Annotated in this window: 14 protein-coding genes; 8 read left to right on the forward strand and 6 right to left on the reverse strand. The window is 63.5% G+C overall.

Annotated features, from left to right (window positions below; translation table 11 throughout):
- Positions 1-213 precede the first annotated feature (213 nt).
- Entirely contained in the window at positions 214-1866 is a 1653-nt protein-coding gene (locus tag Pan44_RS25410) for a peptide MFS transporter (protein WP_145034538.1), read from the forward strand.
- Between the two features lie 81 nt (positions 1867-1947).
- On the opposite strand, the gene Pan44_RS25415 is transcribed toward Pan44_RS25410, so the two are convergent.
- The 4 genes from Pan44_RS25415 to Pan44_RS25430 all read right to left on the reverse strand — a co-directional run bounded on the left by Pan44_RS25415 (position 1948) and on the right by Pan44_RS25430 (position 5251).
- On the reverse strand, positions 1948-3066 hold the full coding sequence (locus Pan44_RS25415) for a DSD1 family PLP-dependent enzyme (RefSeq protein ID WP_145034539.1): 1119 nt from the start codon (positions 3064-3066) through the stop codon (positions 1948-1950).
- 88 nt (positions 3067-3154) lie between these two features.
- Complete coding sequence (locus Pan44_RS25420; RefSeq protein ID WP_145034540.1) at positions 3155-3595, reverse strand: thiol-disulfide oxidoreductase DCC family protein; 441 nt, start codon at positions 3593-3595, stop codon at positions 3155-3157.
- A 153-nt stretch (positions 3596-3748) separates the two neighbouring features.
- Positions 3749-4888 (reverse strand): hypothetical protein, encoded by a 1140-nt coding sequence (locus Pan44_RS25425; protein WP_145034541.1) that lies wholly within the window; start codon positions 4886-4888, stop codon positions 3749-3751.
- 102 nt (positions 4889-4990) lie between these two features.
- Positions 4991-5251: a hypothetical protein gene (locus tag Pan44_RS25430; RefSeq protein WP_261342593.1), complete on the reverse strand. Its 261-nt coding sequence runs from the start codon at positions 5249-5251 to the stop codon at positions 4991-4993.
- Positions 5252-5392: 141 nt separating this feature from the next.
- On the opposite strand from Pan44_RS25430, the gene wrbA reads away from it, so the two are divergent.
- Together wrbA and Pan44_RS25440 are read left to right on the forward strand one after the other, a co-directional pair.
- Positions 5393-6013 carry an NAD(P)H:quinone oxidoreductase gene (gene wrbA, locus Pan44_RS25435; RefSeq protein WP_145034543.1) on the forward strand — a complete coding sequence of 207 codons (621 nt, stop codon included), beginning with the start codon at positions 5393-5395 and terminating at the stop codon, positions 6011-6013.
- A 146-nt stretch (positions 6014-6159) separates the two neighbouring features.
- A complete protein-coding gene (locus Pan44_RS25440; protein ID WP_231754166.1) occupies positions 6160-7359 on the forward strand; it encodes a lactonase family protein in 1200 nt (399 codons plus the stop codon).
- A 249-nt stretch (positions 7360-7608) separates the two neighbouring features.
- On the opposite strand, the gene pcp is transcribed toward Pan44_RS25440, so the two are convergent.
- Positions 7609-8292 (reverse strand): pyroglutamyl-peptidase I, encoded by a 684-nt coding sequence (gene pcp, locus Pan44_RS25445; RefSeq protein ID WP_145034544.1) that lies wholly within the window; start codon positions 8290-8292, stop codon positions 7609-7611.
- Positions 8289-9125 carry an endonuclease gene (locus Pan44_RS25450; protein WP_145034545.1) on the reverse strand — a complete coding sequence of 279 codons (837 nt, stop codon included), beginning with the start codon at positions 9123-9125 and terminating at the stop codon, positions 8289-8291. The genes pcp and Pan44_RS25450 overlap by 4 nt, the downstream gene beginning before the upstream one ends.
- Positions 9126-9181: 56 nt before the next feature.
- On the opposite strand from Pan44_RS25450, the gene Pan44_RS25455 reads away from it, so the two are divergent.
- The 5 genes from Pan44_RS25455 (at position 9182) to Pan44_RS25475 (ending at position 14680) form a co-directional block, all read left to right on the forward strand.
- A complete protein-coding gene (locus Pan44_RS25455) occupies positions 9182-10765 on the forward strand; it encodes a UxaA family hydrolase (protein ID WP_145034546.1) in 1584 nt (527 codons plus the stop codon).
- A gap of 265 nt (positions 10766-11030) precedes the next feature.
- A complete protein-coding gene (locus Pan44_RS25460) occupies positions 11031-11816 on the forward strand; it encodes a 3-keto-disaccharide hydrolase (protein WP_145034547.1) in 786 nt (261 codons plus the stop codon).
- Positions 11817-11949: 133 nt separating this feature from the next.
- On the forward strand, positions 11950-13098 hold the full coding sequence (locus Pan44_RS25465; protein ID WP_145034548.1) for an aspartyl protease family protein: 1149 nt from the start codon (positions 11950-11952) through the stop codon (positions 13096-13098).
- 69 nt (positions 13099-13167) lie between these two features.
- On the forward strand, positions 13168-14103 hold the full coding sequence (locus Pan44_RS25470; protein ID WP_145035188.1) for an ABC transporter ATP-binding protein: 936 nt from the start codon (positions 13168-13170) through the stop codon (positions 14101-14103).
- 34 nt (positions 14104-14137) lie between these two features.
- Positions 14138-14680, forward strand: a complete 543-nt coding sequence (locus Pan44_RS25475; protein WP_197453654.1) for a M50 family metallopeptidase — start codon at positions 14138-14140, stop codon at positions 14678-14680.
- Positions 14681-14783 lie beyond the last annotated feature (103 nt).

Below are 14783 nucleotides of genomic sequence, written 5' to 3' on the forward strand. Positions count from 1 at the left end.
TGAGCCGTGCAACCGTGGAAAACGCTGGCATTCGCACACGGCCGAGATGGCCGTGGCACGCAGCCGACAAAACGCACCAAATGCCTGCAGGTTCAGCCTCCCGGCCTGACCGCGAGGTCCGTTATAGTCCGATGCCTCAACGGTGAATTTTCAGACAAATCCGTGGGCGTTGACGTTCGCGCCCGCCATTCGTTTTGAGAAAGCGATCTGCCAATGGCCGCTGTCCCTGCCGGACCTGCGACTGAGACCATTGACCTCCCCTCGGACAAAACCTGGCTCGGACATCCGGTCGGCTTGTTCCTGCTCTTCCTCGTCGAGATGTGGGAACGCTTCAGCTACTACGGCATGCGGGCCCTGCTCGTCCTCTATCTCATCGCCAGAACCACTGGCGATGAGAACGGCTTCAATCCCGGCCGCGGCTGGTCGGAAAGCGAAGCCAGCTCCCTGTACGGCTGGTACACCGGCCTCGCCTACCTGTTCCCCATCTTCGGCGGAATGATCGCCGACAAGTTCATCGGCACCCACCGCTCGATGCTCGTCGGCGGCACGCTGATTTCCATCGGACACATCATCCTCGGCATCTCCGGGCTCGGAGACCTCGAGCACAGCGCCGCCGGCATGTCCCTGTTCATCACAGGCCTCGCCGCCATCGTTCTCGGAACGGGCCACTTCAAGCCCACGGTTTCCGTCATGGTCGGCCAGCTCTACAGGCAGGGCGACCCCCGCCGCGACGGCGCCTTCACCATCTTCTACATGGGCATCAACCTCGGCGCGTTCCTGTGTGCCTTCATCTGCGGCACGCTCGGGGAAAAAGTCGGCTGGCACTGGGGGTTCGGCTCCGCGGCCGTCGGCATGATCCTCGGGATGGTCATCTACATGATCGGCCGCCCGACCTTCCTCGGACGCATCGGCGAAGCCCCCAGGCAGGACGCTGTCCGCCTCTCCTGGATGTTCCTGTTCATCTCGCTCGCGCTCTCGGCCGCGTTTGGCTGGATCTATCACGCCGGTGCACTCAACGCGCTTCAGGAAGGCATCGCCACGCTGAAGGCGAAGCCCGCCCTGTGGAACACGATCGTGGGAGCCACTGTGCTTGCCATCGTCGGCTGGGCCGTGATGTTCATCCGCAAGAATGCCCCGGAAGATCGCGGCCCCGTCGCGACCATCCTCATCTTCATGCTCTTCAACGCCATGTTCTGGCTGGCCTTCGAGCAGGCTGGCTCAAGCATCAACGTCTTTACCAACGACGAAGTGAATCGGGAGGTTCCCTTCTTCCCCGTCGCGTCAGTTCCCGGCGATCCGGCCAGTCCCAAGGTCCCCTTTGTCGTTCCCACCACGTGGTTCCAGTCGGTCAACGCGGCCTTCATTATCCTGCTCGCGCCGATCATGTCGGCCATCTGGGTCTGGCTCGGCCGCAGGAAAATGAATCCTTCCCAGCCGATGAAGATCTTCTGGGGACTTTCGCTGCTCGGCTTCGGATACCTCTTCACCGTCTGGGCCGGCGTCCTCGCCCTGGGCGACGCCAAGGCCCCCATGTGGCTGATCGTCGCCACCTATTTCTGGCACACCGTCGGCGAACTGTGCGTCTCGCCAACCGGCCTGTCGTATGTCACGAAAGCCGCCCCGAAGCAGTATGTCTCGCTCTTGATGGGCCTCTATTTCGTCTCCAGCTTCATCGCCAACCTCGGCGGCGGTTTGGTCGCTGCACAGGTCGAAGCCGTCGAGAAGGGTGAGATGAAACTCCCCTGGAGCTTCGGCGGCCGGGCCGACTTCTTCTTCCTCTTCGTGGTCACCAGCTTCGGCGCCGCCGCCCTCGTCCTGGCGATGACCCCCTGGCTCAAGAAAATGATGCGCAGCACCGCCGACTAAAGCCCCGCACCCCGGCTGCTCCAAAGCAGCCGGGGTGCTTCGCGTGTGCCCACAATTCCAATCTCCCGCCTCCAGCAACCCCTACTGCAGGCATCCCCGACCCGGGATCGGCCACACCGTCTCCACGAGTCCCCCCCGGATCCCGAACAGCGCCCGGTGCAGGATCATCGTGAAGTCGCAGTATCCCGGGATGATCTCCACCTTGTCGCCAATCCGCAGATCCTGCGACTGAGGCCCCAGCTCCAGGATGCCATGCTCGGCGTTCAGGCTGGCGATCACCGCGTCATTCAGCGGCCGCCCCTCGACCGTCCCGATCAGTTTCGATGGGTGCGTGTCTGGATGCAGGGTCTTCCGGCCCGCATCGAGAATGCCGCGCTCCAGCTTGCCCCGGCTGACGACTGTCGCAATCAGCCGCAGGGCAGGGGTGTAGCCAACCAGTCCGCACCGCTCGGAATAGAACGGGTCGGCGAAGATCACCGCCCCCGACTGCAGTTCCGTCGGCGCCGCGCACTCGGACGTGATCTCGATCGACCCCGTCCCCCCCGCGCTCACCAGCGAGCATTCAATCCCGTCCTGCAGCATCGTGTCGCGCGTCTCTTCGAGGATCGCGATGGCATTCCGGATCTTGTGAGCCTTCTCTTCCGGATCGGACAGCGCGAGAAGGTGTCCCTCGTAGCCCATGATCCCCACCAGCCGGATTCCCGGAAGCTTCGCAACTCCCTGGGCCAGCTCCCGGGTATCGGTCCCCGGCCGGATGCCGACCCGGTTCATCCCGATGTTCACTTCCAGAATCACGCGGCAGGTCGTCCCCCGCTTGCGACACATCGCCGCCAGAGCCTCGGCCTGCACGAAATGGTCGACAACGATCACCGGATCGGCCCAGTGCGTCAGCGACGCCACCCGTTCCAGCTTCTGGGAACCGACAATCGCATTGGCGATCAGGATGTCGCGAATCCCCGCCTGCGCAAAAACCTCCGCCTCCGACACCTTCGCGCAGGTCACTCCGATCGCCCCCGCCCGCAGCAGCCGGTGGGCAATCACCGGTGACTTGTGGCATTTGGCATGGGGCCGCCACTGCTTGTTCTTCGACGCCAGAAAAGCGGCCGCCTTGTCGACGTTCTGCTCGAATGCATCGAGGTCGACGGTGAGGGACGGAGTATCGAGCTCGGCCTTGGGACGGCCAATCAGGTTGGCGAACACGGAGATTCCGGTGGGAGTGCAGGCGAATCCAGTCGAGGCCCGCTCAATTTAGCCAGCCCGCTCGCGGATCGCTTCCCTGGGCCGGGTTTCACGGCAGCAGCCGGCCAATTTCTTCCGGCGTCGGCAGCCGGCACGTCTCTTTCTTCCCGAAGAATCGATACCGGTTCTTTGCGACCAGCCGGTATCCCACGTTCCGGATCGGACGCGGAATCAGCCACAGCAGCGTCCCCAGAAACGGCCAGACTCCCGGCAGCTTCCACAGGATCCGGACCACCGCCGACGTGTGTCGATACAGGCCGTCCGGCGTCTGCAGCACAACGCTGTCGAGGTCCTCGCGATCCTTCGCGGAAAGATGCTCCGCCGCAGTCTCCCCCTGCAGAGGCGCATAGCGGAACACGTCCCGCGTGTCGCGCTTCATCACGAAATCGACCGAGCTGTTGCACAGTCCGCACAGCCCGTCGAAGAACAGGATCGGATGATCGACCCTCTTCGTCGCTTCGTTCATTCGATCTGCAGTCGCCGTCGACATCGATTCACTCCTCTCCTTCAGAACCGATGCTAGTCCGCGACAGACAACACGGATATCCGCATTTTCGGACGACGAAACCGAATCCCCGCCGCACAAACAGAAAACGCCGCCCGTGAATCACGAGCGGCGAAATGAAACGAACGACAGACGCATTTACATTGGCCTGATCGGCACGGGCTGTGCCGCGGCCGACTGAGGAGTCTCGACCAGCCGTGGAGGCCCAAAACTCGGAACAGCAAACCCCGGGGCAACTGTCGAGGGCGGGACGATCACCAGCACCCCCTCCTGCAGGTTCAGCAGCCAGGTCGGATCGATCGGCTTGCCATCGGCCGACATCACGACCAGCGTTTCCGCCGTCAACACCGAAGGCACAGCCGCCGTTGTGACCTCGATGTTCGGGACCTTCGTAACCGACACATGTGTCGTCGGGAACTTCACCGTCTCGCGGGTCTCGATCGTTCTCTGAACCAGCTGCGGCTCTCCATCCCTCCCGGAGATCGTGTAGAACTCGGGCTGAATTTTCTCATCCTCGGTGCGGAGGGCGATCGTCTTTTCGTCCCAGACGCTCGCGAACGCGAACGTCGGCTGCTTCGAGTTCGGCAACTGCGGCCGGATTTCATTCGCGAGGTCGGCGGCCGGTTTCGACACAGCCCCTGCCTGCCGCTTTGTCGCTGCTAATGCCGCATCTGGCGTTTGGGAAGACGGATCGGTGGCGGGTGGTACCGGCCCGCAACACGGGATTCCAATGACGACAGTCGTCGGCTTGAACACGCTCGCAAATCTGTCGTGGAGGGGCTTGCCGGTCTTCGAAATGAGGACCAGCGTCCATTCGTGAAGACGGCCTTCAATGGCCACCGCGGAAAGAGGATTGCCGGACAGGTTATAGATCGAGAGTTCTGGTCCGTAACTTTTACGGAAACCATTGGTCGAGGGTGAATACCTTTCGAGGAACTGTTCATCTCTCAGTGTCGCGACGTGAGACACCTCAGTCCTCGGGACCATGACTTCGACATCGACGGTGACGACGGCCGTCTCGTCAGAAGTCTTTCCGTCTTTCGTCACCTTGACTGTCTTGTTCTTTGGTTCCTGCCGCGTCTCCTTGACCATCACGATCCGCTGCTTCTCTTCAACGACGTGCACGGGGCGGCGAGAGATCACCTCGAGCTCGCCAGAGTCATTGATCCGGGCGTACGCCTGGGTCGGCGCCGCATAGGTGGTTTCGGGTTCCGCGGCCTCCGTGGATGCGATGAACAGACACCCCGCAAATGACGCGATCGACAGAAATCGCAGCATGTTTAGCCTCGCATGAAGAAGGGTTGAATCCGTCCCAGTCAGCCCGTTGCCGTCCCTTGTGTCGCCAATGTCGCGAACGGCGCGACTCATCCGCAAGACCAACTATCGCCCGTACGTCCCCATCAGCTTCGTCTCCGCCAGCGTGTGCCTCTTCAGCGCACCCAACAGCTGGCTGTTTGAGGTTCCTGCCTTGATCGGCAGAATCTCATCGACGGCATACAGCCGGAAGAAGCAGCGATGCGGCCGTCCCGGCGGCGGAGCGGGTCCGCCGTACTCCATCTTGCCGCAATCGTTCGTCCCTGGCTCGCGCCGTCGAAGATCGTGACATGCTTCGTCACGTCTTCGGCCAGGACATGCAGGCAACCCAGCCGAGTGGCGGGCGCGACCCCCCTGATAACCACCCCGTCCAAACTGTCACCCCCAATTTCCACACTGGCAACTTCGACAGCCTGACATACCCTCAGAGGAAGTCGCGATCTCTGCACGAACTCCCGGAGCCACCTCATGCCCACCAAAGTCGACGTCATCTTCTACAGCACCTACGGCCACGTGTTTCGCCTGGCCGAAGCCATCGCCGAAGGCGCGAGGTCCGTCCCCGGTGTCGAATCGCGAGTCCTTCGCGTCGCGGAAACCCTCCCCGATGAAGTGATAGCGAAGATGGGCGCCACCGAAGCGCAGAAAGCCTTCGCCCACATCCCGATCGCCGACCCCCGTCAGCTGGCTGAAGCCGACGGCATTATCCTCGGCTGCCCCACCCGCTACGGCGCCGCTCCCGCCCAGATGCGCGCCTTCCTCGACAACACCGGCGGCCTCTGGACTTCCGGGGCTCTCATCGGAAAAGTCGGCTCCGCGTTCACATCGACCGCCAGCCAGCACGGCGGGCAGGAAACCACGCTGCTCTCGATGTCCACGTTCTTCTTCCACATGGGGATGGTCATCGCCGGCGTCCCCTACAGCGTGAAGGAACTCGTGGAAATGAACGAGATGACCGGTGGCACCCCTTACGGGGCATCGACCGTCGCCGGCCCGAAGGGGGAGCGGCAGCCGAGTGAAAACGAACTGGCGATCGCCCGCGCTCAGGGAGTCCATGTCGCCCGAATCGCCGTGAAGCTCGCTGCGAAGTAGCGAAGACGCACCGTCATTCGTCACGATGCCCGAACGATCCGCAGCGACCGCGGATCGTTCAGCATTTCCTGACGACGGTGATTCACTTGAGCGACTTCACGCGTAGATCTTTTCTGCAGTCTTCCGCCCTCGCCGCTGCGGCCGCGATGGTCCCCCAGGCCCTCGCCGGCCAGAAGCCCGGGGCCACCCGACTGCTGGCCTACGTCGGCACCTTCACGTCTCCCCTGAAGGATGTCCTGCCGACTCAGGTCGACCTTCCCCCCGGCAACGGCCGCGGCATCCACATCTTCGAAGTCGACCAGGCGACCGGAGCCCTCAAACCCGCAGGGATCTACGAATCCGGAAGCAGCCCGAACTGCCTCGCCGTCAACGCCGACAACACCCGCCTCTTCTCGACCAACGAGACCGACCACGTCGGCCCGTCGAAGGAAGGAACCGTCAGTGCGTTTGCCATCGATCCGGCAACCGGAGCCCTCACCCTCCTGAACACGATTCGCTCAGGAGGCGCCGGCCCCACCTACATCAGCCTGCATCCTTCCGGCCGATTCCTGTTCGTCGCCAACTACTTCGGCGGCTCCATCGCGGTCCTCCCTGTCCAGGCGGACGGCCGCCTCGGCGAGCCGACCGATGTCAAAGTCGACGAAGGCCCGATCGGCCCCACGCGCGCGAAGCACGCACCTCCCGGCAGCTTCGCATTCAGCGGGCATGACCGCACGCACGCCCACATGGTCCTGCCCGATCCCGCCGGCCGGTTCGTGATCCACGTCGATCTCGGCCTCGACCGCATCTACGTCTGGAAGTTTGATGAGCAGAAAGGAACGCTCGCTCCCGCCGCGACTCCCTTCGTCTCGCTTCCTCCCGGCGATGGCCCCCGCCACTTCCACTTCCACCCGAACGGCAAGTGGTTCTATTCGATCCAGGAGGAAGGCTCGACGCTTGCCCTCTTCGATTACGACGCCGCGACCGGCGCCCTCACAGCCCGGCAGACCATCTCATCGCTCCCGCCCGGATACGCCGGCAGCAACTTCTGCTCGGAAATCCTCGTCTCGCACGATGGAAAGTTCGTCTACGCCGGCAACCGTCTGCACGACAGCATCGGCATCTTCGCGATCGGTCCGAATGGCGAACTCAGCTTCGTCGCCGACGAATGGACCCGCGGAAACTATCCACGGAGTTTCGCGTTCGACCCGACCGGACAGTTCCTCTACTGCTGCAACCAGCGGGCCGACAACGTCACCGTCTTCAAGGTCGACCGCACCTCCGGACGACTGGAATTCACGGGGCAGTTCCTCCCCGTGGGCAACCCGTCGCACGTCGCTTTCGTCTCCCTGAAAACGATCAGGTAGCCGGGCGAGGGCGAAGCTCCCGCTGAGCCGCATCCGGATTGTGGGCCGACCACACAGCGTCGCCCACAATCCGGCAACCTCAAGTGAGCGGCAAGGCGCTAGCCGCCGGTCGGATGAACTATTGGTTCTCGTTGTGGCCCGGTCTCCCGACCGTGCCACCTGAGCCGACCGTCAGGTCTCCGAGCGAAACACACCGCTCTGCCACCCCGGCCGACCGCCAGGTCTCCCCATCAGCACCTGGAGAGGCCCTCAATGCGTCGCTCCCCCCGCGATCGACGCATCCTCAGCCAGGCTCAGCGCCGTTTCGATCGCCACCTCGATGCCCCGCACCATCTGCGGCAGCAGCATGAACGGGGCGCTGCGGCCCTGACGCAGCGACTGCTCCGGAAGAAAGGGGACGTGGATGAATCCGCCCCGCGTCGCAGGGCGTCGTTTGAGCGACTGCATCAGCCCGTAGAACACGTGGTTGCAGACGTACGTGCCGGCCGAATGCGAAACGCTTGCCTCGATGCCCGCCATCGCCATCGCCCGGGCCATCCCTTTCACCGGCAGCGTCGACCAGTAAGCCGCCGGCCCCGACTTGAGAATCGGCTGATCGATCGGACGGACCCCCGCGTTATCCGGCAGCGGCGCGTCATCCAGGTTGATCGCCACGCGCTCGAGCGTCAGCCCGGCCCGGCCCCCCGCCTGCCCCAGACAGATCACCAGCTCCGGGGCATGCTTCCTGATCGCCGTTCGCAGCGCCCGGGTCGATTTTCCGAACACACACGGTAGAACCTCGCTCACGATCGTCCTCCCCAGCACGCTCCTCCCCGCGAGTTCCAGCGCGATCTGTCGCGACGGATTCTCCGTCTCCCCGCCAAAGGGCTCGAACCCGGTGACAAGCACCGTGCGGACAGCAGGTGTTCCGGCTGCTTCGGACGACGTGGTCATTTCGCCTCCATCGTCACCGGGGGAACCGCCACGATCAGCTTCTTCGCTTTCCGCTGAATGCCAACGAGCCCGCCCCCAACAGGATCCGCGGCGATTCCCTGGCCGGTGAATGGAATCGTCTGGGTGTCGACCAGCTGCAGCACCGAACCCGTCTCCGGCAGCCGCACGCGGAAGAGAAGTGGATCGTCATGCCCCGTCACGACGAGAACGTCCCCCTGCCAGACGCCCCCCGACAGACTGTTCTTTCCGAGTCGGCCGATCACTTCCTTCGGCCAGGTGAACCTCCTCAGTTCCCTCCAGTCGTCATCCAGTTCCACCAGGAACGAACCCGCGTTGTCGGCGCCGTACTTCGCGAAGTGGCACCACCAGCGCCCCTCCTTCTTCAGACACCACGTCAGGCTCCCCCCGAAGTTGCCGAAATCATGGAACGTCGTGAGCTGCATCGACGCCGTGTCGAGAACCTTGATCTCGCTCTTCTCGGGTGTCTTCGGAAAGTTGGAGTGCGCGCAGTACAGCCGGCCCTCGAACTGGAACCCGCTGTTGAGGTGCTCGGCAGGCCCCGTGCTGATGGCGATCCGTTTCCCCGTCTCCCGGTCGTACTTCGCGACGACCCGGTTCGTGATCGCATAGAGAAAACGCTCGTCCGCGGCCGCCGCCTGGTGGGCCTCGGGAGCGTCAATCTCGCGGACAGCGGTCCACGACGCCGGATCGGCCGCCGCGAACAACAGGCACAGCTGCAGGAGGATCGTCATTCCCGGAGAGTAGCGGCGATTCGACTTCAACTGCAGCCGAAACGCTACGGCACTGGCCCCCTCGACTCGCCGTTCACTCAAACCCGCCTCCTCCCGTAAGATGGGACCGTCGCTTCGCATCTCACCCCCTCTGCACCATGCCCGCCCCCGGCCCGTTCCTTCGTCTGCACCCCAATGACGACGTCGTCGTCGCCCGCCGACCCGCGGCCAAGGGGGAATCCTGGTTTGAAGGCGATTTCGGCGTCATCGCCGGGCAGGCCATCGACCTCGGCCACAAGATGGCCGTCCGCACAAAGTCCCGCGGCGACGCCATCCGGAAGTACGGCCAGCTCATCGGCTTCGCCACCGAGGACATCGCGCCGGGAGAGCACGTCCACGTCCACAACCTCGCGATGGGCGATCGCCGCTTCGAGTACGAGTTCGGGACCGAGGTGATGCCCCTCCATCGGCCGGTCGCGCCCCGCACCTTCCAGGGCTACCGACGCCCCGATGGACGTGCCGCGACCCGCAACTACATCGGCATCGTCAGCACGGTCAATTGCTCGGCCGCATCCTCGCGGTTCATCGCCGAAGCATTCGACCGCGAACTGCTGTCCAGCTTTCCGAATGTCGACGGCGTGATCGCACTGACCCACAAAGGGGGCTGCGCCATGCCGTTCGACTGCGACAACCATCGCATGTTGAACCGCACGCTGGCCGGATTCGCCCGCCACCCCAACATCGCGGCCTACGTAATCGTCGGTCTCGGCTGTGAAACGGCCCAAGCCAGCTTCCTCACGGAATCGCAGAACCTCATCGAACTGACCGACTGGTCGAAGAGCGGGAGTTCCGCCGTCCGGATGCTCACGGAGAACGGCGCCGCTCAGGCCCCGTTGATGATGAACATTCAGGATGTCGGCGGCGTCCGAAAAACGGTCGAACGCGGCATCGCGGCGATCCGTGAAATGCTCCCCGAGGTCAACAAGGTCCAGCGTCAGCCCATTCCCATCGCCGAACTGGTCCTCGGCATGAACTGCGGCGGCAGCGACGGCGCCAGCGGCATCACCGCCAACCCGGCCCTCGGCGTCGCCAGCGACCGGCTCGTCGCCTATGGCGGCACCTCTGCCCTCGCGGAAACAACCGAAGTCTACGGCGGCGAACACCTCCTCACCCGCCGGGCCGTCAGCCGGGCCGTCGGCGAAAAACTGTTGGGCCAGATCCGCTGGTGGGAAGACTACTGCCGCAAGTTCGGGACGACGATCGACGGCAACCCGTCCGTCGGAAACAAGCGCGGCGGACTGACGACGATCTTCGAAAAGTCGCTCGGCGCCATCGCCAAGGGAGGAACCGCCCCGCTGTCGGCCGTTTACGACTACGCCGAGCCGATGAACGACAAGGGCTTCGTCTTCATGGATACCCCCGGATTCGATCCCGCCTCCGTCACGGGCCTGATCGCCGGCGGATCGAACATCGTCGTGTTCACCACCGGTCGCGGAAGCTGCTTCGGCTGCAAGCCGGTCCCCACCATCAAGGTCGCCACGAATACGCCACTGTACGAGCGGATGCCTGAAGATATGGACATCAACGCCGGCCGCATCCTGGAAGGCGCCTCGCTCGACGAAGTCGGGACCGAAATCTTCGAGAAGATCATCTCGGTCGCCAGCGGCGAAAAAACCCTCAGCGAGAAGCAGGGCATCGGCGACGACGAATTCTGCCCCTTCCTCCCCGGCCCGATGCTGTGAAGGAAGAACTCACCACAGAGACACAGAGATCGCAGAGAAGAGGGAGGCCGCGGCCAGCGCAGGCGAATCGCCGCATTGAATCCCGACTCTTCTGAAAAAGAGAGTAACGACTCGAACCCGCTCTCCCACATCGCATCCGGCGATCTCCCTCTTCTCCCATCCTCCGTGTCTCTGTGGTGAACCCTCTTTCTCCCCCCTCTCCGGACGATCGTTTCCAGCGACTTCGCCGGCTATTCTGACGGCTCACCTTTCCAAGGACGCCCTCATGCTGGCTCGACTCGCGCTCGTTGGTTGTTGTCTCTTCGCATTCCAGGCGATCTCCCTCGCCGAAGAACCGGCCGAAGGAAAATGGGTCTCCCTCTTCAACGGCAAAGACCTCGAAGGCTGGACCCCCAAGATCAAGGGCTACGACTACGGCGACAACTTCGCCAACACCTTCCGCGTCGAGGACGGACTCATCAAGGTCCGCTACGACGGCTACGACAAGTTCGAGAAGAAATACGGGCACCTCTTCTACAAGCAGCCGTTCTCCCACTACCGCCTGAAAGTCGAATACCGCTTCGTCGGAAGCCAGGCGAACGGCGGCGAGGGCTGGGCCCTCCGCAACAGCGGCGCGATGCTGCACGGTGAAGATCCCAAAGGCATGGCCAAAGACCAGGACTTCCCCGCCTCGATCGAGGCCCAGTTCCTCGGTGGCGACGGCATGAAGAAACGCACCACCTGCAACCTCTGCACCCCCGGAACCAACGTTGTCCTCAACGGCAAGCTCTTCCTCCCCCACTGCACCAGCTCCAGCTCCGAGACGTTCCATGGCGAGCAGTGGGTGACGGCCGAGTTTGAAGTGCTCGGAAACAAATCGATCAAGCACTTCGTCAACGGGCAGGAAGTCCTCGCCTACGAACAGCCGCAGTACGACGAACGTGACAAGCACGGCAAGGAACTGGCCGAAAAGCACGGCCTGATGATCGAAGGCGGCACGATCTCACTCCAGTCCGAGAGTCACCCGATCGACTTCCGCAAAGTCGAAATCATGCTGCTGCCCAATAACTGACCTGCAAACGCACTCGGCGAGCGGGGGGCGTCAGCCCCCTGTGCATGCTCATTGTGTCAGAGTCACACTCCCCCTGACCGCAGGTCTCCCAGGCGTTGCCGAGCGTCCATCGAGAACGGAGCCAATCGTGACGATGGATCGTCGAACGCTCACGGCCGGGCTGTTCGTACTGGCACTCATGGGATCCTCGGCCGCGGCCCAGGAGAACGCCCCTTATTTTCAGGGCGACCGCATTGTCGTCAACGCGACGATCAATGATCAGCCTGTGCGACTGGTGTACGACACGGGGGCTCCATTCACAGCCCTCTCCGGAGCGACCGCGAAGCGCCTGAACCTGACCGCGACCGCAACCACTACGAGCAGGATCGGCGGCGTTCCCACGACCGTCGAGCGCTCGGAACCGCTGCAGTTCCGGATCTTCGGCGGCGAAACCAGGACCAACCTCGTCATCCTGCCCGAACTGAAGACCGGTGAACTCGATGGCGTCCTCAGCTGGAAGAACCTGCTCGCGCCGGTGGTGATGATCGATGGCGTCGAACGTCGCGTCTCATCGCATAAAGCCCTCCCGGCAGAGGGCTGGCTCCGATTCCCTCTCGAAACCGACAACGGCCAGCTGTTCTTTGAACTCACCGATCACGGAAAGCCGCTCGGCCGCGTCTTCATCGATACCGGGTTGTCGCACGGCCTGCGCCTCTCGCCCAGGCTTTGGAAGGAATGGAAGCAGGAGCATCCGGATGCTCCGCTGACTCTCGAGCCGTTTCGCTACGCGTTCGGATCGATGATGGCCCACGAAATGACGTGGGTCGACAATTATCAGCTGGGCGACATGACGTTCTACGGCTGCGACCTCGGACCAGTCGCCGAGGCGAAGGACGAGGCGATCGACGGCGCCGGCAAACCGTATCTCGCGCAGCTGGGCATGCGGGCCCTGCGCAGCATGCGGATCATCATCAGCCCGGCCTCGAAAGAACTGCTCGTCCAGTCGGTCTCCCCCATCCCGACACATAACCGCCTCGGAGCGCTCTTCATGCCGCACGCCGCCGACTCGACAACCCTCGTGGCTCAGGTCGCTCCCGGCACTCCGGCCCATGAGGCCGGCCTTCAGGCCGGCGATGTGCTGATCACGACGGATGGGGTCGAGTATCAGGCAGAAGAAGGGCGGCCGCCGCAATCGCTGCTGCGGCAGTTCGCCCGTCCGGCGGGAACCGTCCTGGAAATCACGGTTGACCGGGCCGGCGAACACAAGCAGTTCCGTGTCACACTCCGCGACATTTTGCGGTAGACTCGACCCGCTCTGTCGCTGACGTCAGCAGTGGCAGCCCGGCCCGTCTTTCACTGCCAATCGTTCGTGATGACCGCAGTCGTCCGCCTCAAGAACATCGTCAAGGATTACGGCCGCTACCGCGCGCTCGATTCCGTCACATGCGACATCGGCCCGGGCGTGACGGGGCTTCTCGGCCCGAACGGAGCCGGAAAGTCGACGCTCATCAAAGTCCTGATGGGGCTTGTGCGGGTGACTTCGGGAACCGGTGAAGTCCTCGGAATCCCGCTCGGCTCCGATTTCCGTTCCACACGGGCCCGCATCGGCTACATGGCCGAAGACGACTGCTACATCCCCGGCCTCACCGGCGTCGAGATGGTGCAGTTCGCCGCCCGGCTGTCCGGACTTCCAAAGATCGAGGCGCTCCGGCGGTCGCACGAAATCCTCGATTTCTGCGGAGCCGAGCAGGAGCGCTATCGCGAGGTCGATGGCTATTCGACCGGGATGCGCCAGAAGCTCAAGTTCGCCCAGGCGATCGTTCACGATCCCGACCTCCTGATCCTCGATGAGCCGACGGCCGGACTCGATCCCGAAGAGCGCGAGCAGATGCTCAGCCGCATCCAGGTTCTCTCGCAGCGGGCCGGCAAGGCCGTGCTCGTCTCGACGCACATCCTGCCTGATGTCCGCGAAGTCTGTGACAACGCAGTCATCCTGGTGAGTGGAAAAGTGCGGCTGGTCCAGTCGCTGGATGTCCTCAAGAAACCGTCGGCGCCCGTGTATCACGTCCGCTTCACCGGTGAGCACTCCACATTTCTCGACCGCGCCCGCCAGGACGGAGTGCGCTGGGAAGTCGAAGAAAACGGGACCGTCGCGCTGGATGGACTCGATGCGGGAAACGTCCATCTCGTCTGGGACTGGGCTCGCGAGACCGGAACCGCAGTCCGATCGCTCACGCCGACCCGAAACACGCTCGAGCAGATGTTCATGGACGCCGTCCGGGACGCCGGTGATGCCGGCGAACGCTGACTGGAGAAGTCGATGCGCGCGGAGTCTCCTGATCGTGTTGACCCTCGCGTGCTCATGGCTGGGTATGCAGTGGGTGCATGAAGCCGGACACGTTCTCGGGGCCCTGGCGACCGGAGGCGAGGTCGAACGTGTCGTTCTCCATCCGCTTTCGATCTCTCGGACAGACCTGCGCACGAATCCGCGCCCGCTCGTCGTGACCTGGGCCGGCCCGGCGTTCGGAGTTCTCGCGCCTCTGATCCTCTGGGGGATGGCTCGAGGGTTCTCTCTCGATTCGGCTTATCTCTTCAGGTTCTTTGCGGGCTTCTGTTGCCTCGCGAATGGCGCCTACATCGGCCTGGGATCGTTCGACGCCGTCGGCGATTGCGGCGAGTTGCTCAGGAACGGCGCCGCGATGGGGGAGCTTTGGCTGTTCGGTGCTCTCAGTTCCGCCAGCGGCCTGATCCTGTGGAATGGGCAGGGACGGCATTTTGGCCTGGGAAACAACGGCCAGCCCGTTCCATTCCGTCACTGCGCGGGACTGGCCGCGATCACCGTCGGCCTCATATCGGCTGGAAACCTGTTCTTCGGAACCGGGTAAAGACAGGGGCTGCGTTGCGACTCAGCGAGCCCTTGCGACAAGGCGCTCACGCGTCGGGTCGCATTGAGGTGAAGCGATGAGCAGCCCGAGCCCCGACAGGGGC

The organism is Caulifigura coniformis (genome assembly GCF_007745175.1).
GTDB lineage: Bacteria > Planctomycetota > Planctomycetia > Planctomycetales > Planctomycetaceae > Caulifigura > Caulifigura coniformis.